Here is a 19,477-nt window from a genome sequence, read left to right on the forward strand (position 1 = left end):
CAACGGGCAACTTCGCGTAGACTTCTCAAGATCCCCGCCGTTTCTTGCGGCGCCCGGACTTTCTGCCCAGCCAGGAGACGTCACGCATGCTCGCAGTGCCTTTGCCTGACAGCAGCACCCTCGAAGAATCGTCTTCCGGCGCGCTCGTGCGCGACCTGCGCCGCGTGCCCATTCACCCCGATCACTGGTATCCGCTCGCGTGGTCGCGCGAGCTCAAGCGCGGCAAGACGCTCGGCGTGCGCTTCGCCGGCGATCCGATCGTGCTCGTGCGCACCGAATCGGGCGCCGTGTACGCGCTCGAAGATCGTTGCGCGCACCGCCAGGTGCCGCTGCATGCGGGCGTCGTGAGCGGCGAAACGCTGCGCTGCTGCTATCACGGCTGGACCTACGCGTGCGACAGCGGCCGCTGCGTCGACGTGCCCTACCTCGGCCGCGAGCGTTTGCCGAACGGCGTGCGCGCGTATCCGTGCCGCGAAGCGCACGGGCTGATCTTCGTGTTTCCCGGCGATGCGACGCTCGCCGACACGCGGCCGTTCCCCGCGCTCGAATCGGCGGACAACCGCGCGTACAAGACCCGCCGCTTCGGCCGCGAGGTCAAGTGCCACTACTCGTTCATGCACGAGAACCTGATGGACATGAACCATCAGTTCCTGCACCGCAAGCAGATGGGGCAGATGCGCGCGCGCTCGGTGGGCCGGCGCCGCGGCGACGACTGGGTCGAGGTCGACTACACGTTCGCGCGGATGGAAGGCAAGCAGCCGGTCGGCGAGGCGCTCGTGTTCGGCGCGAGCAAGAAGCCGACCGACCAGTCCGACAAGAGCGTGATGACGGTGCGCACCGGCTACCCGTACCAGACGCTGCAGATCCGTTCGAGCGAAGGCACGCTCGTGATGGACCTGTGGATCGTCTATGTGCCGCTCGACGCCGAGCAGCGCACCAACCGCACGTTCGGACTGCTGTCGATCCACAAGCCCGGCATCCCGTTCGCGCTCGATCTCGCGTGGCCGCTGCTCGTCTGGTTTACCGAGCGCATCTTCCGCGAGGATCGCTGGATCGTCGAGCGCGAGCAGGAAGCACACGATCGCCAGGGCGCCGACTGGAACCACGAGGTGTTTCCGGTCATCAACGAGCTGCGCGACCTGCTGCGCCAGTGCGGCGGCCGCACCGTGATCCCGATCCGCGAAGCACGCGACGGCGCGTGATACGTGCGGCGCGCCGCACGACCGCGCAGGCTCGCCGCGGCGCGCTCCGCTACAACCGGAACGCGCCCGGCAGCAACGCGTGTGCCGTCGTGACCTCTACATCGCCTTTCAGGTTGCCCAGGATCACTTCGATGTCGGGCATGCCGATCTCGATGATCACCTGACGGCACGCGCCGCACGGTGCGATCGGGCCGTCCGTGTCGCCGACGACCGCGAGCCGCGCGAAATCCCCCGGGCGATAGCCGGCGGCGATGGCCGAAAACATCGCCGTGCGCTCCGCGCAATTGCACAGTCCGTAGGACGCGTTCTCGACGTTGCAGCCGTGAAAGATCGCCCCGTCGCGCGCCTGCAGCGCCGCGCCGACCTTGAAGCGCGAATACGGCGCATACGCGCGTTCGCGCGCCGCCTTTGCCTGTTCGAGCAATTCGTCTCGTTCCATCTCGATGATGCCTCCGGTGGTGTGCCGCGATGCATCGACGCAGCCGCCTCCAGGCGCGCACGATACATCCCGTGATGTGAAGCGGCCGCCGATGCCCGCACGCGGCCGCCGTGCGGGTATAAACGATCGGTCAGCCGATCCGCTGGTAAATGGTCGGCGGGGTCGGCGGCGCATCGCCCGTCTCGCCCAGCACGTAGCTGCGCTGAACCGCGTCCACCGCGCGCGCCGCCGCGGCGGCGTCGCTGGCTTGTACGCAACCGAGCGGTTGGCCGGCCTCGACGCGCTGCCCGATCTCCGCAAGCGCAGACAGGCCGACACGGGTGTCGATCGCATCCGCCGCGCGCGTGCGGCCACCGCCGAGCGCGACGACCGCCAGCCCGAGCGCGCGGCAATCGACCCGCTGCACGATGCCGCTCGCGCGCGCCGGAACCGGCACGATCACCGCGGCCCGCGCGAGATGACGCCACGGTGCATCGATCAGGTCCGCGGGGCCGCCGAGCGCCACGACCATTCTCGCGAAACGTTCCGCCGCCGCGCCCGAGTCGAGCGCCCGTTGCAGCATCGCGCGCGCCGATGCGGCATCCTGCGCCAACCCGCCGGTGACGAGCAACTGTGCCGAGAGCGCCATCGTGACTTCATGCAGCCGGGCCGGACGCGACGTGCCCGTCAGGTAGTCGATCGCGCACGCCACTTCGAGCGCATTGCCCGCGCACGGTGCGAGCGACTGGTTCATGTCGGTGAGGATCGCGGTCGTCTTCATGCCGGCGCCGTTGCCGACGTCGACGATGCTGCGGGCCAGTTCCGCCGATTGCTCGATGGTCGGCATGAACGCACCGGAGCCGACCTTGACGTCCATCACGAGCCCGTCGAGCCCTGCCGCGAGCTTCTTCGACAGGATCGACGCGGTAATCATCGCGACCGACTCGACGGTCGCCGTCACGTCGCGAATCGCATAGATGCGCTTGTCGGCCGGCGCCAGCCGCGCGGTCTGCCCGATGATCGCGACGCCGACGTCGCGCACCGTGCGGCGAAACGCATCCGTATCGGGCGTCACGTCGTAGCCGGGGATCGCGCTGAGCTTGTCGAGCGTTCCGCCGGTGTGGCCGAGCCCGCGCCCCGAGATCATCGGCACGTATCCGCCGCACGCGGCCACCATCGGCCCGAGCATCAACGACACGACATCGCCGACGCCGCCGGTCGAATGCTTGTCGATCACGGGGCCGCCGAGATCGAGCGCGCGCCAGTCGAGCACGTCGCCCGAGTCGCGCTGCGCAAGCGTCAGCGCGACCCGCTCGTCGACGCTCAGGTCGTTGAAATACACGGCCATCGCGAATGCCGCCACCTGGCCCTCGGTCACGCTGCCGTCGGTCACGCCGCGCACGAACGCGGCAATCTCGTCGCGATCGAGCGGCTGCCGGTCGCGCTTCTTGCGAATGAATTCCTGCGGTAGAAACATCGTTGCATCTCCTCGATCGGTCAGTGGCCGCTGCACGGTTCAATGCAGGGAGAAGAACAGGCCGGCAATCGCGGCGCTCATCAGGTTCGACAGTGTCGCGGCCGTCAGCGCACGCAAGCCGTGCCGCGCGACTTCCGACCGACGCTCCGGTGCGACCGCGCTGAAGCCGCCCGCGAGAATGGCGATCGACGAGAAGTTCGCGAAGCCGCACAGCGCGAACGACACGATCGCGAGCGTCTTCGGGTCGAGCACTTTCAAGCCGGCCGCCGCGACGTGCTCGCTGCCCTTCAGGTACGGCGACAGGTCGCCGTACGCGACGAACTCGTTGAAGATCAGCTTCTCGCCGATGAAGTTGCCGGCCAGCGCCGCGTCGTGCCACGGCACGCCGATGATCCACGCAAGCGGTGCGAACAGGTGGCCGAGGATGCCCAGCAGCGTGACCTGCGGAAAGCCCGCGAACGCGGCCACGCCGCCGACGATCAGGTTCATCAGCGCGATGAGCCCCACGAACGCGATCAGCATCGCGCCGACGTTGATCGCGATTCTCAGTCCGACCGACGCGCCGGACGCCGCCGCCTCGATCACGTTGGCGGCCCGCTTGTCGTCGAAATCGAGACCGTCGACCACGACGCGGCTCGGCTCGACGGTCGGAAACAGCAGCTTGCCGAACAGCAGCCCGCCCGGCACCGCCATGAACGACGCGGCGAGCAGATACTCCATCTTCACGCCTAGGCCGGCATAGCCGACCAGCACCGAGCCCGCGACCGACGCCATGCCGCTCGCCATCACCGTGAAGATCTCGGCGCTCGTCATGTTCCGCACGAACGGCTTCACGAGCGCGGGCATCTCGCTTTGCCCGAGGAAGATCGTCGCGACGGCCGAGCACGCCTCGATACGGCTCACGCCGAGCACCTTCGCCAGCCCGGCGCCGAGGATCGCGACGATCCACTTCATCACGCCGATGTAGTACAGCACCGCGATCAGCGCGGTGACGAAGATGATCATCGGCAGCACGCGCAGGCCGAATACGAACCCGCCGTCGCCGAACAACTGGAACATCCGGCTGTCGACCAGCCCGCCGAACACGAACGCGATGCCGTGATTGCCCATGTCGAGCACGCGATTGACGCCGTTCGCGGCCGCTGCCAGCGCCGCGCGGCCGGACGGCACGAACAGCACCAGCGCGCCGATCGCGAGCTGCGTGAACAGCGCGGCGATCATGGTCCGGCCGCTTACCGCGCGCCGGTTGTTCGACAGCAGGTAAGCCACCAACAACAGGAACGACATGCCCAGGAGACTGCGCAGAATATCCACCTTGTGCTCCTTTCTCTCAATGTTATTGATCTTGTCCGGCACGCGGCCCGGAACGCTCTTGCGACGCTGTCGGTGGATCTTACTCGTTCGGCGCGCTCAAATGCGTGCGGGGCGTGCCGTTGGAACGGACACGCCCCGCGCGACGCACACCGTTCAGCCCGCGCGCTCGACCGGATGCGGTTCGCGCAGCCGGTTCGCGATCCGCGCAGCCTCGTAGTAGCCGGCCGCCGGCGGCCGCTTCAGATAGTGGCCCGCGCCACGCACCGCACGCAGGTCGCCGTCGGCCCACGCAAGTGCGCCGCGCGTGAGCGTGTGCGTCGCGACGCCCTGCACGGTCATCCCCTCGAACACGTTGAAGTCGACCTGCTGGTGGTGGGTCTTCACCGAGATCGTCTTCGTCGCGGCCGGGTCCCACACGACGAGGTCGGCATCGGCGCCCACCTGCACGGCGCCCTTGCGCGGATACAGGTTGAAGATCTGCGCGGCGTTCGTCGACGTGATCCGCACGAACTCGTTCGGCGTGATGCGGCCGTGATTCACGCCGTGATGCCACAGCACCGACATGCGATCCTCGACGCCGCCGCAGCCGTTCGGAATCCTCGTGAAATCGTCGCGGCCCATCGCTTTCTGCGATGCGCAAAACACGCAGTGATCGGTCGCCGTCGTATGCAGCTGCCCCGACTGCAGCCCGCGCCACAGCGCCTCGCGATGCTCGGCCGAGCGGAACGGCGGGCTCATCACGTGCGCGGCCGCACGCGTCCAGTCCGGGTCGCGATAAACGGCCTCGTCGATCACCAGGTGGCCCGGCAGCACTTCGCCGAACACGCGCAGCCCTTCGCTGCGCGCGCGCGTGATCGCATCGACCGCATCCTTCGACGATACGTGCACGATATACACGGGCACACCGAGCACCTGCGCGATGCGGATCGCGCGGTTCGCGGCCTCGCCTTCGACCTCCGGCGGGCGCGACAGCGGATGCGCCTCCGGCCCCGTCATGCCGCGCGCGAGCAGCGCCTGCTGCAGCCGGAACACGAGCTCGCCGTTCTCCGCGTGCACGGTGGGCAGCGCGCCGAGTTCGAGCGAACGCGAGAAGCTGTTCACGAGGATCTCGTCGTCGGCCATGATCGCGTTCTTGTACGCCATGAAGTGCTTGAAGCTCGACACGCCGTGCTCGCGCACGAGCGTGCCCATGTCGCGGTGCACGCTCTCGTCCCACCACGTCACCGCCACGTGGAAGCCGTAGTCGGCCGCCGCCTTCTCGGCCCAGCCGCGCCATTCGCGGAACGCGTCCATCAGCGGCTGCTTCGGGCTCGGGATCACGAAGTCGATGATGCTCGTCGTGCCGCCCGACAGCCCGGCGGCCGTGCCCGTGTAGAAATCGTCGCTCGCGGTCGTGCCCATGAACGGCAGTTCCATGTGCGTATGCGGATCGATGCCGCCCGGCATCACGTACTGGTCGTGCGCGTCGACGACGCTCGCGCCGGCCGGCGCGTCGATCTTCTCGGCGATCTGCAGGATGGTGCCGCCGTCCTGCGGGTCGGCGCAGAGCACGTCCGCGCGATAGGAGCGGTCCGCATCGACCACGGTGCCGCCGCGAATCAGGATTGCCATTTGGTTGCCTCCTCGTTGACTGTCGGGTGCCGCATGCCGCGGGTTTCGTCCGTCATGCGCTCGCGATCTGCGCGCGCTGTCCGGCGCGCCACTTCATCCAGGTGCCGTACACGCCCGACGCCAGCACGAGGCCGACGAACCACGCGTACGTGTAAAGCGTGTTGAAGAACGCCGGCACGTTCGGGAACGACGCCGGAAATGCCGTGTGCAGGAAGCCGGGCAGGTTCGGCAGCACGCCGACCGCGAGCGCGGCCAGCGCGGCCGGGTTCCAGCCGCGCGCGTAGCTGAAGCCGCCGCGCTCGTCGAACAGCGCGCGCGTGTCGAGCTGCGTGCCGCGAATCAGGAAGTAGTCGACCATCAGGATGCCCGCGACGGGCCCGAGCAGCGCCGAATAACCGACGAGCCAGGTGAAGATATAACCGTCCGTCGTCGCGAGGATCTTCCACGGCATCATCACGATCGCGATCGTCGCGGTGATCATCCCGCCCGTGCGGTACGAGATGGCCTTCGGCCACAGGCTCGAGAAGTCGTACGCGGGGCCGACGAGATTCGCGGCGAGGTTGCAGCACATCGTATCGAGCGTGAGGATCACGAGCGCGATGCCCACGCCGATGCCCGTCATCCGGCTCGTCAGGTCGATCGGGTCCCAGATCGCGTTGCCGTAGATCACGACGGTCGCCGACGTCACGACGACCGACACCACCGACAGCAGCGCCATCGGCAGCGGCAGCCCGATCGACTGTCCGATCATCTGGTCGCGCTGCGAATGCGCGAAGCGCGTGAAATCGGGAATGTTCAGCGCGAGCGTCGCCCAGAAGCCGACCATCGCGGTCAGGCCCGGCCAGAAGGTCGCCCAGAACAGCCCGGCCTTCTTGCCGCCCGCCGCGAACTGCGACGGCGCCGACAGCATCGAACCGAAGCCGCCCGCCTTCGACGTCGCCCACCACACGAGCGCCACGCACATCACGACCTTGATCGGCGCGGACCAGCTCTCGAGCCAGCGGATCGAATCGGTGCCGTGCAGGATGAAGTAGATCTGCAGCGCCCAGAACACGAGGAAGCACGCGAGCTGCCCGAACGAGATGCCGACGACCGGCAGCGCCGCGCCGTGCAGCGCGTTGCCGGTCAGGATGTTCAGCAGCGTGTAGATCGCGCTGCCGCCGAGCCAGGTCTGGATGCCGTACCAGCCGCACGCGACGATCGCGCGCAGCAGCGCCGGCAGCTTCGCGCCCTGCGTGCCGAACGACGCGCGCACGAGCACCGCGTACGGAATCCCGTGCTTCGCGCCCGCATGGCCGATCAGCAGCATCGGCACGAGCACGATCAGGTTGCCGAGCAGCACGGTCATCACCGCCTGCCACGGCGACATGCCTTCCTGGATCAGCCCGGCCGCGAGCATGTACGACGCGATGTTCATCACCATCCCGACCCACAGCGCCGCGAAGTGATACCACTTCCACGTGCGCTGCGCCGGCGTCGTCGGCGCGAGGTCGTCGTTGTACAGGCTGCCGCCCGGCGCCGCGGCGCTGTCGGGTTCGGCGGGGGTTGCTGCGGATTTCATCGATCGCACTCCACGTAAACGTCAGCGCCGGCATCATGCGATGCCGGCCCAGGGGAACGAAAAACGGCGGCGCCGGATATCCCGCACCGCCGGACGCAGGTCAAGCCGCCTTCGCGTGCTTCTCGGGCGCCGCCGGGCTCGCCCCCGCATCGGTGCGCGCCGGATTGTTCGGATGCGTGGTCCAGTTCGCGTACTCGCCCGAGTCGACGCGCTCCATCGTGATGCATTGCTCGACCGGACACACATGCATGCAAAGATTGCACCCAACGCACTCCGAATCGATCACTTCGAAGTGACGCACGCCGTCCTTCTCGCGCGTGATCGCCTGATGCGACGTGTCCTCGCACGCGATATGGCACAGCCCGCACTGGATGCAGCGGTCCTGGTCGATGCGCGCCTTGATGTCGTACTTCAGGTTCAGGTATTTCCAGTCGGTCACGTTCGGCACCGCGCGGCCGCGCACGTCGTCGAGCGTCGCGTAGCCCTTTTCGTCCATCCAGTTCGACAGCCCGTCGGCGAGATCCGACACGATCCGGAAGCCGTAATGCATCGCCGCGGTGCACACCTGCACGCTGCCGGCGCCGAGGACGATGAATTCGGCCGCGTCGCGCCACGTCGAGATGCCGCCGATTCCGGAGATCGGCAGGTTCGGCGTTTCCGGATCGCGCGCGATTTCCGCCACCATGTTCAGCGCGATCGGCTTGACCGCCGGGCCGCAATAGCCGCCGTGCGTGCCCTTGCCGTCGACGGTCGGCATCGGCGCCATGTGGTCGAGATCGACCGCGACGATCGAGTTGATCGTGTTGATCAGCGATACGCCGTCCGCACCGCCCTTGTATGCGGCGCGCGACCCCATCCGGATGTCGCTGATGTTCGGCGTGAGCTTCACGAGGCACGGCAGCTTCGTGCCTTCCTTGACCCAGCGCGTGACCATCTCGACGTATTCGGGCACTTGCCCGACGGCCGCGCCCATCCCGCGCTCGCTCATCCCGTGCGGGCAGCCGAAGTTCAGCTCGACTGCATCGGCGCCCGTATCCTCGACGAGCGGCAGGATCCATTTCCAGTCGCGCTCGTTGCACGGCACCATCAGCGACACGATCAGCGCGCGGTCCGGCCAGTCGCGCTTCACCTGCGCGATCTCTCGCAGGTTCACGTCGAGCGGACGGTCGGTGATCAGCTCGATGTTGTTCAGCCCCGCGATGCGCTGACCGTTCCACTGCACGGCGCCGTAGCGCGAACTGACGTTGACGACGTGCGGATCGAGCCCGAGCGTCTTCCACACGACGCCGCCCCAGCCCGCCTCGAACGCGCGGTTGACGTTGTAGGCCTTGTCGGTCGGTGGCGCGGACGCGAGCCAGAAGGGATTCGGTGAAGTGATGCCCGCGATGGTGCAGCGAAGGTCGGCCATGTTCGGCTCCGTGAGAGTGGGGTCGCTATCGTGGATGCGTGGATGCGTGCGCGGTGGATGCGTGCGTGTGCGCTTATGCAGCCTTCGCGTCGCGCTGCGCGAGCGCCGCGTCGATCGACGCGGCCGCGCGCTTGCCGTCCTGCACCGCCTGCACCGTGAGGTCGATGCCGTCCGTCGCCGCGCAGTCGCCGCCGGCCCACACGTCGGGCAGTGCCGTGCGCCCGTCCGCGTCCACCGCGATGCGCGTGCCGTCCGCCGTCAGCAACGCGGCCGCGATGCCGTGGGGCACCAGCGTCTGGCCGATCGCCTTCAGCACCATGTCCGCGTCGACGGTGAAGCGCTCGCCCGATGCCGCGTCGAACTCGACGCCCGTCACCTGCCCGTTCGCACCCGCGATGCGCACCGGCTTCGCGTGCGTGACGAGCGTGACGCCGCTCTTCTGCGCGAACTCGCGCTCGGCCCACGTCGCGCTCATCGCATCCACGCCGCGCCGGTAAACCATCGTCACGCGCTCGGCGCCGAGCTTGCGGCTCTGCACGGCCGCGTCGATGGCCGTATTGCCGCCGCCGATCACGACCACGCGCCGCCCGACCGGCACGTTTTCCAGCCCGTCGGCCTGCCGCACCTGCTCGATGAAGTCAACCGCGTTCATCACGCCGGCCAGTTGCTCGCCGTCGATCGCGAGCGCTCGCACGCCGCCGAGACCCATCGCGAGGAACACTGCGTCGTGCTGCTCGCGCAGCGCGTCGAGGGTCATGTCGCGTCCGAGCGCTACACCCGTTTTCAGCGAGATGCCGCCGACCGACAGCAGCCATTCGACTTCACGCTGCGCGAAATCGTCGACAGTCTTGTACGCGGCGATCCCGTATTCGTTGAGACCGCCGGCCTTCGGGCGCGCGTCGAACAGCGTCACGCGATGCCCGGCGAGCGCGAGCCGGTGCGCGCACGCGAGCCCGGCGGGCCCCGCGCCGATCACCGCGACATGGCTGCCCGTATCGGGTGCGCGCGTGAAACGCACCGCACCGGTTGCCATCGCCCAGTCGGTCGCATGCCGCTGCAGCGCGCCGATCGCGACCGGCTGCGCATCCTGATGGTTGCGCACGCATGCGCCTTCGCACAGGATCTCGGTCGGGCACACGCGTGCGCACATCCCGCCGAGCGGATTCGCGGACAGGATGTCGGTCGCGGCGCCTTTCAGGTTGCCATTGCCGATCTTGCGGATGAAGCTCGGGATGTCGATCTGCGTCGGGCACGCGTTCACGCACGGTGCGTCGTAGCAGTAGTGGCAGCGGCTGGCAGCGGCCGCCGCGGCAGTCGGATCGAGCAGCGGCGCGATATCGGCGAATTCGCACGAGAGTTGCGTGGACGACAGGCGATGCGCGGCGATATCGCCGGTTGGCTTGGTGGTCATACGCGTTCCTTCGACTGGGTGGAGACAAAGCCGTCCCCGCCGGCTGCGGATGCACAGTCGGGGCGGTCATGCTTAGGAATCCTGCGGTCAGGCGATATGCAGCCTGCCGGCTGCTACGGTCGATTCGTCATGAAGCCGGCTCGCATGCGCGCGACAGCATCGCGTGCAGCAGCACGTTCGCGCCGGCCTCGATCCACGCGGGCGTCGCGTCCTCGATCTCGTTGTGGCTGATACCGTCGACGCACGGCACGAACACCATCGACGTCGGCGCGACCTGCGCCAGATAACATGCATCGTGCCCCGCGCCCGACACGATGTCCCGGTGCGAGTAGCCGAAGCGATCGGCCGCGTCACGCACGGCCGCCACGCACGCCGCATCGAACGCGACGGGCTTGTAGTAGAAAATCTGCTCGAGTTCCGTTTCGAGCCCGATACCGGCCGCGATACGCGCGACGCCATCGCGCAGCGCGGCGTCCATCTTCGCGAGCACGGCGTCGTCCGGATGACGGAAATCGACGGTGAAGAACACGCGGCCGGGAATCACGTTGCGCGAGTTCGGGTGGACCTGCATCATGCCGACCGTCGCGCAGCCGAACGGCGCATGATCGAGGCCGATCCGGTTGACGAGATCGACCACGCGCGACGCGCCGAGCAGCGCATCGCGGCGGCGCGGCATCGGCGTCGGCCCCGCATGCGCCTCCTGGCCGGTGAACGTGATCTCGTACCAGCGCTGCCCCTGCGCATCGGTCACGACACCGATCGTCTTGCACTCCGCTTCGAGAATCGGCCCCTGCTCGATATGCAGTTCGAACGCCGCGTGCAGCTTGCGCCCGCCGCACGGCACGTCGCCCGCGTAGCCGATGCGCGCCAGCTCGTCGCCGATCGTCTTGCCGTCGACGTCCTTGCGCGACAGCCCGTATTCGAGCGGGAACACGCCCGCGAACACGCCGGACGCGACCATCGCGGGCGCGAAGCGCGAGCCCTCCTCGTTGGTCCAGATCACGACCTCGACCGGATGCTCGGTCTCGATCCCGTGATCGTTAAGGCTGCGAATCACTTCGAGGCCGCCTAGCACGCCGTAGATACCGTCGAAGCGGCCGCCCGTCGGCTGCGAATCCGCGTGCGAGCCCGTGACGACCGGCGCCGCGTCGGCCATGCGGCCCGTGCGGCGCATGAACACGTTGCCCATCGTATCGACCGTCACCGAGCAGCCGGCGGCCTTCGCCCAGCCGACGATCAGGTCGCGGCCGGCTTTGTCGAGATCGGTCAGCGCGAGGCGGCACACGCCGCCTTTCGGCGTCGCGCCGATCTTCGCGACTTCCATCAGGCTGTCCCACAACCGCTTGCCGTCAACCTTGATCGACGGGTCGAAGACCGGCCGCTTCACTGCTTCCGATACCGCGCTCATTCGCATCGCTCCTGTGGGGTAGGTGATGTCGTCGGACCGGTCTGTGCCGGTGCGTGCAATACCTGTTTCGGGGCATACCCGCCCATGCGCGGTGCATGTCCCGGTCGTGCGCGAAGTTCGTCCGACGAATCGCCGGCACCGCCTTCCGCCGCTCGCCGAATCCTGTCCGATTGGACAGGTTTTAGACGATCAAAATGACCAAGGCAATGTCTTTCTTTCGCAGATCGATAGAGCGAGAAGCGTGCCATCGCAACGCAGCATCGCTGTGGATGCGCGGTTTCCGCATGCGTGCGTTCGACGCGGATCAGCGGCTAGAATGAAGCCCAACGCGGCATGCCCGCCGCGCGAGGGTAACGATGAGACATGACGAGGCGGCAGCCGAAGCGACCGACAGCGACGAAACGTCCGCGCCTTTGCGGCGACGCAAGGCACACATCCGCGAGTCCAACGAAGCGCATCTGCTCGCCTGTGCGGAAGCCGTGTTCGCGGAGCGCGGGCTCGACGGCGCGAGCACCGCGATGATCGCGGAACGCGCCGGCCTGCCGAAGGCGAACCTGCATTACTACTTCCCGACGAAGCTCGCGCTGTACCGCCGCGTGCTCGACGACCTGTTCGAGGACTGGCATCGCGCGGCCGGCTCGTTCGAGGCCGGCGACGATCCGGTGGAAGCGATCGGCGGCTACGTGCGCGCGAAGATGGCGCTGTCGCGGCGGCGCCCGCTCGGCTCGAAGGTCTGGGCCAACGAGATCATCCACGGCGCGGAGCACATGCAGGACATCCTGGCGCAACGCGTGAAGCCGTGGTTCGACACGCGCGTGAAGGTGATCGAAGGCTGGATTGCGCGCGGGCTGCTCGCGCCGATCGACGCGCATGCGCTGATGTACCTGATCTGGGCGACCACGCAGCACTATGCGGATTTCGATGCGCAGATCCGCGCGCTGAGCGGCAAGCGTGCGTTCACGCGGAAGGCGTTCGACGAGAAGACCGAGCAGGTCGTGCAGCTCGTGATACGCGCATGCGGGGCCGTGTCGCCGAACACGAAGCCGTAGCGCAACCACGCGAGCCGCCGAATAAAAAACGGGCGACGGGCACCACGCAGGAGTTTCCTGCGCGATATCCGTCGCCCGCATCGCAGCGTGCGTGTCATGCGTTACACGTTACGCGACGCGCTCGATCGCGATGGCCGTCGCCTCGCCGCCGCCGATGCACAGCGACGCGACGCCGCGTTTCAGGCCATACGTTTCGAGCGCGGCCAGCAGCGTCACCATCACGCGCGCGCCCGATGCGCCGATCGGATGCCCGAGCGCGCACGCGCCGCCGTGCACGTTGACCTTCTCGTGCGGCAGGTCCAGATCGCGCATCGCGGCCATCGGCACCACCGCGAACGCTTCGTTGATCTCGAACAGGTCGACGTCGCGCAGGTTCCAGCCGGTTTTCTCCGACAGCTTGCGCAGCGCGCCAATCGGCGCGGTCGCGAACAGGCCCGGCTTGTCCGCGTAAGTCGAATGCCCGACGATCACGGCCTTCGGCGTGAGGCCCAGGCGTTCCGCTTCCGAGCGGCGCATCATCACGAGCGCGGCCGCGCCGTCCGAGATCGACGACGCGTTCGCGGCCGTCACCGTGCCGCCTTCACGAAACGCCGGCTTCAGCGTCGGGATCTTGTCGAGCTTCGCCTTGCCCGGCTGCTCGTCGATCGACACGACCGTTTCGGCCTTGCCGGCCTTCACGGTCGCCGGGGCGATCTCCGACACGAAATGCCCTTCGGCGATCGCGCGTTGCGCGCGCGTCAGCGACGCGATCGCAAACGCATCCTGCGCCTCGCGCGTGAACTGGTACGCCTGCGCGCAATCCTCGGCGAACGTGCCCATCAGGCGGCCTTTTTCATACGCGTCCTCGAGCCCGTCGAGGAACATGTGATCGAGCACCTGGCCGTGGCCCATCCGCATCCCCGCGCGCGCTTTCGGCAGCAGGTACGGCGCATTCGTCATGCTCTCCATCCCGCCCGCGACGGCCACGCCCGCCGAACCTGCCAGCAGCAGGTCGTGCACGAACATCGCAGCCTTCATCCCGGAGCCGCACATCTTGTTGACCGTGGTCGCGCCCGCCGCGAGCGGCAGCCCGGCCTTCAGCGCGGCCTGCCGCGCCGGCGCCTGGCCCTGCCCGGCCGGCAGCACGCAGCCGAACACGATTTCATCGACGCGTTCGGCCGGCACGTTCGCGCGCTCGAGCGCCGCGCGAATTGCTACCGCGCCGAGCTCGCTCGCGCTGGCCGCAGCCAGGTCGCCCTGAAAACCACCCATCGGCGTGCGCGCCATACCAACGATTACGATCGGATCCTGATTCGCCATGATTCGTTTCCTCCAGTGTCAGCGCGGTGCCATGCGCAACGCGCCATCGAGACGGATGACTTCGCCGTTCAGCATCGTGTTCTCGGCGATGTGGCGCACCAGCGCCGCAAATTCTTCCGGGCGGCCGAGCCGCGGCGGGAACGGCACGCTCTTGCCGAGCGCGTCCTGCACGTCCTGCGGCATGCCGGCCATCATCGGCGTCGCGAAGATGCCCGGCGCGATCGTCACGACACGAATGCCGAACCGCGCGAGTTCGCGCGCGATCGGCAGCGTCATGCCCACCACGCCGCTTTTCGACGCCGCATACGCGGCCTGCCCGATCTGCCCGTCGAACGCCGCGACCGACGCGGTGTTGACGATCACGCCGCGCTCGCCGTCCGCGTCGGCATCCTGCTTCGACATCGCTTCGGCAGCCAGCCGGATCATGTTGAACGTGCCGACGAGATTGATCGACACCGCACGCGCGAAGCGGTCGAGCGAGTGCGGACCGTCGCGGCCGACGACCTTCTCGCCCGGCGCGACGCCCGCGCAGTTGACAAGCGCGTCGATGCAGCCAAACGAGTCACGCGCGGCGGCCACGGCTGCCTGCCCGTCGGCTTCGCTCGTCACGTCGGTCTTCACGAAGCGCGCGGCCGCGCCGAGTTCGTGCGCGAGGCTTGCGCCGGCATCGTCATTGACGTCAAGCAGCACGGCCTTGCCGCCTTGCGCGACGACCATGCGCGCCACCGCGGCGCCGAGGCCCGAACCGGCACCCGTAATCAGAAAAACGCGATCCTTGATATTCATTAGCAATCCGTATTCAGGGTTGAGCGGCCTTCTCGGTTTCCATCTTGCGCAGCACGAAGCGCTGGATCTTGCCGCTCGGGGTTTTCGGCAGCGCGTCGACGAAGTCGATCGCGCGAGGATAGGCGTGGGCGGACAGCCGCCGCTTCACGTGCAGGCTCAGTTCCTCGGCCAGCGCCGGTGTGCCGTCGAAGCCCTTCGACAGCACGACGAACGCCTTCACGATCTCCGTGCGCTCCGGATCGGGCACGCCGATCACGGCGGCTTCGCTGACGGCAGGATGCTCGATCAGCGCGCTTTCCACGTCGAACGGGCCGATCCGATAGCCGGACGATGTGATCACGTCGTCCGCGCGGCCGATGAAGCTCACGGTGCCGTCCGGCTCCAGCTCGACGTTGTCGCCGGTCCGGTAATAGCCGCCCGCGATCGCCGGCGTTTTCTGCTGCCAGTAGCCGTGGAACCACAGCAGCGGCGAGCGCGCGATGTCGATCGCGAGGTTGCCCGGCTCGCCGGGGCCAAGCTCGCGGCTCGCTTCGTCGAGCACCGCGACGCGATAACCGGGCATCGCGAAGCCGGCCGAGCCGGCGTGCACGACGTGCGCGAGGCCGTGATGGTTGTTCACGACCATCCCGAGTTCGGTCTGGCCATAGTGATCGTAGATCGGCGCACCGAGCGCCGCGTCGAACCAGCGCACGACTTCCGGATTCAGCGGCTCGCCCGCGCTGCTGACCACGCGCAGCTTGCCCTTCACGCGCGCCGCCGCTTCCGGACCGGCCGCCATCAGCATCCGGTACGCAGTCGGCGAGCCGGCGAGGCTCGTGATGCCGAGCCGTTCGATCACGTCGTACGTGCTGTCGACCGTGAAACTGCCTTCGTAGAGCGTCGTCGCGTGGCCCAGCAGCAGCGGGCCCGTGATCGCGTAGTAGAGGCCGTACGCCCAGCCCGGATCGGCGATGTTCCAGAACCGGTCGCCTTCGCGCAGGTCGACCGCGTCGCGCATGTACGCGCCGAACGCGAGCAGCGCGCGCAGCGGCACCGGCACGCCCTTCGGCAGGCCCGTCGTGCCCGACGTCGACATCATCATGAACAGGTCCGTACCCTTGCGCAGCACCGGTTCGAACGTGTCGGGCTGCACATCAAGCGCCGCGCGGAAATCGATGTCGTGTTCCGGCAGCGCGTCGCCCGGCTCGCGCACCGTTGCGACCGGCGGGCAACCGGCGATCTCGTCGAGCTTGGTGCGATTCGCGACGTTGGTCACGACCAGCCGCGCGTCGCTCATCCGCAGACGGTGCTCGATCGCCTTCGGGCCGAACGCGGTAAACAGCGGCTGGTAGACGGCGCCCGCGCGCCACGTGCCGAGGATCGTCGCGACGAGCTCGGGCGTGCGCGGCAACAAGCCGGCCACCACGTCGCCCGGCTTCACGCCCTGCGCGACCAGCAGGTTCGCCACGCGTGCCGACAGCGCCTGCATCTGCGCGAACGTGAAGCTGCGGTGCTGTCCGCCCGCGTCGATCCAGTCGAGCGCGATCGCGTCGGCCGATGCGTGCCGGTCGCAGCATTCGACGCATGCGTTCAGGCCGCGCTCCAGGTCGCCGTGCAGATGCGCGGCGGCGGTCTCGATACTGAACCGGGCCACGGCGTCGGCGTAGGCCGGCACCGCCCGGGCGGTTGCTCCATCAGGCATGCGTGTCTCCTGTGCGTTATGACCGCCGGCGAGCCAGCGGCGCGACGGGGATACATCGATAGTAGACAGCCGTCACATTGCAATCAATGACAAACAGAATCTAGAATCGTGATCGCTTTTGCCATGTCGGGAGGACTCGGAAAATGGGGCCGCAGATGATTTCGCCGGATTTCGTCGACGACGCGCTCGCGTGCCTGCGACGGCAGCGCATCGCGACGGAGCCCGTGCTGCGCGCCGCCGGCCTGCCGGCCGCCGTGCACGAGCCCGTCACGCCGCAACAGTACGGCCGCCTGTGGCTCGCGATCGCCGGCACGATCGACGACGAATTCTTCGGGCTCGCCGCGCGCCCGATGCGGCAAGGCAGCTTCAAGCTGCTGTGCCACGCGGTGCTGCACGCCGGCACGCTCGACAAGGCGCTGCGGCGGGCGCTGCAGTTCCTGCGCGTGGTGCTCGACGAGCCGCACGGCGAGCTCGTCGTGGCCGATGGGCAGGCGCAGATCGTGCTGACGCAGTCGGGCGGGCCGTACCCGGCGTTCGCGTACCGGACGTTCTGGCTGATCCTGCTCGGCGTCGCGTGCTGGCTGATCGGCCGGCGCATCCCGCTGCAGCGCATCGATTTCGCGTGCCCGAGCCCCGACCACCGCAGCGACTATCACCAGTTCTTCGGCGTGCCCGTTCATTTCGACCGACCCGACAGCCGGCTCGCATTCAACGCCGCGTATCTCGCCCTGCCGACGATCCGCTCTGCGCAGGCGCTGAAGACCTTCCTGCGCGGCGCGCCCGGCAACCTGCTGGTCCGCTACCGGCACGACACGGGCTGGGTCGCAAAGACGCGCGCGCACCTGAAGGCGCTGCCGGCCGCCGAGTGGCCCGACTTCGACACGCTGGCCGTCCGCTTCGGCACGACGCCCGCGACGCTGCGGCGGCGCTTGCGCAGCGAAGGGCAGAGCTTCGCGGCGATCAAGGACGAGTTGCGCGGCGCGCTGGCCCAGTCGCTGCTGCGCGGGCACGCGTTCAGCGTCGCGGAGATCGCGGCCGAGCTCGGCTTCACCGAGCCGAGCGCGTTTCATCGCGCGTTCCGGAAATGGACGGGCACGAGCCCCGGCGCGTTCCGGCGCGACGTGCATGCGGCGAATCCCGAACCTTGAATCGCGTGCCGATGATGCGGGTCGTACGTAGCGGATACAGAGCCCCCCCGTCACACGACGCTGATAACGATGCGAAGCGCCGGCGGCTGTCCGCGACCGACGCCTGACGGCAAACGACCGACAAACCACCACGGCTCCCGTACCGACGCAAGGTTATTTCTATTCATCCGGCCGTCGTGCAGTGGGTGCTCCAGCTGCTTCACGATCCCTGTGCCGTTTGTTTGGGTTCGTTTGCGTTTGACCACATCGGTCGCCGGCATCGGCATTCCGGTGCGATGCGCCACGCGACTGCCCGCGGCGCTGCCCGGCGCGACATTGCGCCCTGGCCCGTCCGACCACATACTGGTCGGCCTGTACGAACAAGAGCGCGTCGATGGTGAGTGTCGATCAGGGTGCCGCTTCGACCTTTGGCGTTATCGGAACTGCCGTGTCTTTGCTGGCAGCGATTCCGTACGCGCTCGCGATCTACCAGCGCACCGTTCGCCCGCACCTGTTCACGTGGCTCGTGTGGTCGATCGTCACCGCGATTGCGGCCGCCGGCCAGTTCGTTGCGGGCGCCGGGTCGTCCGCAAGGTGCACGGCGGCGATTGCCGTCACGTGCTTCCTGACGTTGGTGGCCAGCATTTTTTGCGGCGAACGCAGCTGGACGGTCCTCGATTGGTTTTTCCTGTGCGCAGCCCTTTCGGCCATTCCGCTGTGGATGCTGACCGACGATCCGACGGTCTCGATCTGCCTGGTCACGCTGATCGAGCTTGCCGGTCTCGGCCCGACTGTCCGCAAGACGATTCGCGATCCATGGAGCGAAAGCCTCGCCTATTTCGCGCTGTGCGTGCTCAAGTACGCGCTGGCGTTGCTGGCACTGAGCACGTGGAGTATCGCGGTCGCGTTCTATCCGGCCGTCAACATCATCGCGTCGATCGGCATCTGCCTGGTCATGCTGGTCCAACGTCAATCGCTGTCGAACGCGCGATAGGCTCTTTCCGTCGCCGCAGTGTTCGGAACGCGTTGCGTGCTGCAACAGGTCACCGCCGATGAGCGGAACCACAATCCTTCAAAGAGTATGAGAGGCTCCGATATGAAAGCAATCCTGACGGTCATCGAACCCTACGAAACCGCGCTTCGGGCCGCGATGCTGGCCAACGATGTCGAAGCGCTCGATGCGTTGCTGGACGACGATCTGGTGTTCACCGTCCCGACCGGCCAGGTCATCTCGAAGAAGGACGATCTTTCCACTCATCGCGCGAAACTGCTGCGCCTCGACAGACTCGATTTCCACGAAACACGGGCATGCTCGATCAGCGAGATGATCCTGACCACAACGAAGGCGACACTCGTCGGCCGTTTCGATGGCGTGGCATTCGACGGCACGTTTGCCTATACGCGCCTGTGGCGTCGATCGGATACCGGCTGGCGCGTCGTCGCCGGGCATGCATCGCAGATCATGTAACCATCGCCAGATGGGTGAGGGAGAGGGAAGCGAAATAGCTCACCGTATCGCGCTCGAGAGAACCGAGGCGAACGAGACCGACGGTCGTGAGCAGGATTGCAGTTGATGCGATGACGGAGTACGCAATCCGTTGCCCGGCCGCCTCGCATTTTGTCCGCGCCAATGCAAAAACCCCCGCCTTTCGGGCGGGGGTTCTTGGCTAAGGGAGCCTGACGATTACCTACTTTCACACGGGAATCCGCACTATCATCGGCGTA

Annotated in this window: 16 protein-coding genes; 5 read left to right on the plus strand and 11 right to left on the minus strand. The window is 67.6% G+C overall.

Annotation, left to right across the window (positions count from 1 at the left end; translation table 11 throughout):
- Positions 1-86: 86 nt before the first annotated feature.
- Positions 87-1,202: an aromatic ring-hydroxylating oxygenase subunit alpha gene (locus OEJ37_RS02845; protein ID WP_263343130.1), complete on the plus strand. Its 1,116-nt coding sequence runs from the start codon at positions 87-89 to the stop codon at positions 1,200-1,202.
- A gap of 49 nt (positions 1,203-1,251) precedes the next feature.
- Here the strand turns inward: OEJ37_RS02845 and OEJ37_RS02850 are convergent, their stop codons facing one another.
- From OEJ37_RS02850 to OEJ37_RS02885, 8 genes are all read right to left on the minus strand, one after another.
- Entirely contained in the window at positions 1,252-1,641 is a 390-nt protein-coding gene (locus OEJ37_RS02850; RefSeq protein WP_174419642.1) for a cytidine deaminase, read from the minus strand.
- Between the two features lie 130 nt (positions 1,642-1,771).
- Positions 1,772-3,097, minus strand: coding sequence for a thymidine phosphorylase (gene deoA, locus OEJ37_RS02855; protein ID WP_263343131.1), 1,326 nt, complete (start codon positions 3,095-3,097; stop codon positions 1,772-1,774).
- 39 nt (positions 3,098-3,136) lie between these two features.
- Entirely contained in the window at positions 3,137-4,411 is a 1,275-nt protein-coding gene (locus tag OEJ37_RS02860) for a NupC/NupG family nucleoside CNT transporter (RefSeq protein ID WP_174419640.1), read from the minus strand.
- Between the two features lie 153 nt (positions 4,412-4,564).
- Positions 4,565-6,022 carry a dihydropyrimidinase gene (gene hydA / locus OEJ37_RS02865; protein WP_263343132.1) on the minus strand — a complete coding sequence of 486 codons (1,458 nt, stop codon included), beginning with the start codon at positions 6,020-6,022 and terminating at the stop codon, positions 4,565-4,567.
- 52 nt (positions 6,023-6,074) lie between these two features.
- Positions 6,075-7,583 (minus strand): NCS1 family nucleobase:cation symporter-1, encoded by a 1,509-nt coding sequence (locus OEJ37_RS02870; protein WP_175920588.1) that lies wholly within the window; start codon positions 7,581-7,583, stop codon positions 6,075-6,077.
- Between the two features lie 100 nt (positions 7,584-7,683).
- Positions 7,684-8,991, minus strand: coding sequence for an NAD-dependent dihydropyrimidine dehydrogenase subunit PreA (gene preA / locus OEJ37_RS02875; RefSeq protein WP_174419637.1), 1,308 nt, complete (start codon positions 8,989-8,991; stop codon positions 7,684-7,686).
- Between the two features lie 73 nt (positions 8,992-9,064).
- On the minus strand, positions 9,065-10,402 hold the full coding sequence (locus OEJ37_RS02880) for an NAD(P)-dependent oxidoreductase (RefSeq protein ID WP_263343133.1): 1,338 nt from the start codon (positions 10,400-10,402) through the stop codon (positions 9,065-9,067).
- 127 nt (positions 10,403-10,529) lie between these two features.
- A complete protein-coding gene (locus OEJ37_RS02885; protein WP_174419635.1) occupies positions 10,530-11,810 on the minus strand; it encodes a Zn-dependent hydrolase in 1,281 nt (426 codons plus the stop codon).
- A gap of 356 nt (positions 11,811-12,166) precedes the next feature.
- On the opposite strand from OEJ37_RS02885, the gene OEJ37_RS02890 reads away from it, so the two are divergent.
- The gene (locus OEJ37_RS02890) at positions 12,167-12,859 is read left to right on the plus strand and encodes a TetR/AcrR family transcriptional regulator (protein WP_174419634.1); all 693 of its coding nucleotides are present in this window, start codon (positions 12,167-12,169) and stop codon (positions 12,857-12,859) included.
- A gap of 108 nt (positions 12,860-12,967) precedes the next feature.
- Here OEJ37_RS02890 and OEJ37_RS02895 read toward each other — a convergent pair whose 3' ends face one another.
- Genes OEJ37_RS02895 through OEJ37_RS02905 form a run of 3 tightly spaced genes read right to left on the minus strand, consistent with a single transcriptional unit; the run spans position 12,968 to position 16,625 of the window.
- Positions 12,968-14,158: an acetyl-CoA C-acyltransferase gene (locus tag OEJ37_RS02895; protein ID WP_263343134.1), complete on the minus strand. Its 1,191-nt coding sequence runs from the start codon at positions 14,156-14,158 to the stop codon at positions 12,968-12,970.
- Between the two features lie 18 nt (positions 14,159-14,176).
- Complete coding sequence (locus OEJ37_RS02900) at positions 14,177-14,944, minus strand: 3-hydroxyacyl-CoA dehydrogenase (RefSeq protein ID WP_263343135.1); 768 nt, start codon at positions 14,942-14,944, stop codon at positions 14,177-14,179.
- Between the two features lie 13 nt (positions 14,945-14,957).
- Positions 14,958-16,625: an acyl-CoA synthetase gene (locus OEJ37_RS02905; protein ID WP_175920593.1), complete on the minus strand. Its 1,668-nt coding sequence runs from the start codon at positions 16,623-16,625 to the stop codon at positions 14,958-14,960.
- A 143-nt stretch (positions 16,626-16,768) separates the two neighbouring features.
- Between OEJ37_RS02905 and OEJ37_RS02910 the strand changes: the two genes are divergently transcribed.
- The 3 genes from OEJ37_RS02910 to OEJ37_RS02920 all read left to right on the plus strand — a co-directional run bounded on the left by OEJ37_RS02910 (position 16,769) and on the right by OEJ37_RS02920 (position 19,220).
- Positions 16,769-17,773, plus strand: a complete 1,005-nt coding sequence (locus OEJ37_RS02910) for an AraC family transcriptional regulator (RefSeq protein ID WP_263343136.1) — start codon at positions 16,769-16,771, stop codon at positions 17,771-17,773.
- A 373-nt stretch (positions 17,774-18,146) separates the two neighbouring features.
- Entirely contained in the window at positions 18,147-18,746 is a 600-nt protein-coding gene (locus OEJ37_RS02915) for a hypothetical protein (protein WP_263343137.1), read from the plus strand.
- Between the two features lie 102 nt (positions 18,747-18,848).
- Complete coding sequence (locus OEJ37_RS02920) at positions 18,849-19,220, plus strand: nuclear transport factor 2 family protein (protein WP_174419698.1); 372 nt, start codon at positions 18,849-18,851, stop codon at positions 19,218-19,220.
- Positions 19,221-19,477: the final 257 nt, after the last annotated feature.

This window comes from Burkholderia sp. BKH01 (genome assembly GCF_025685725.1).
GTDB lineage: Bacteria > Pseudomonadota > Gammaproteobacteria > Burkholderiales > Burkholderiaceae > Burkholderia > Burkholderia pyrrocinia_C.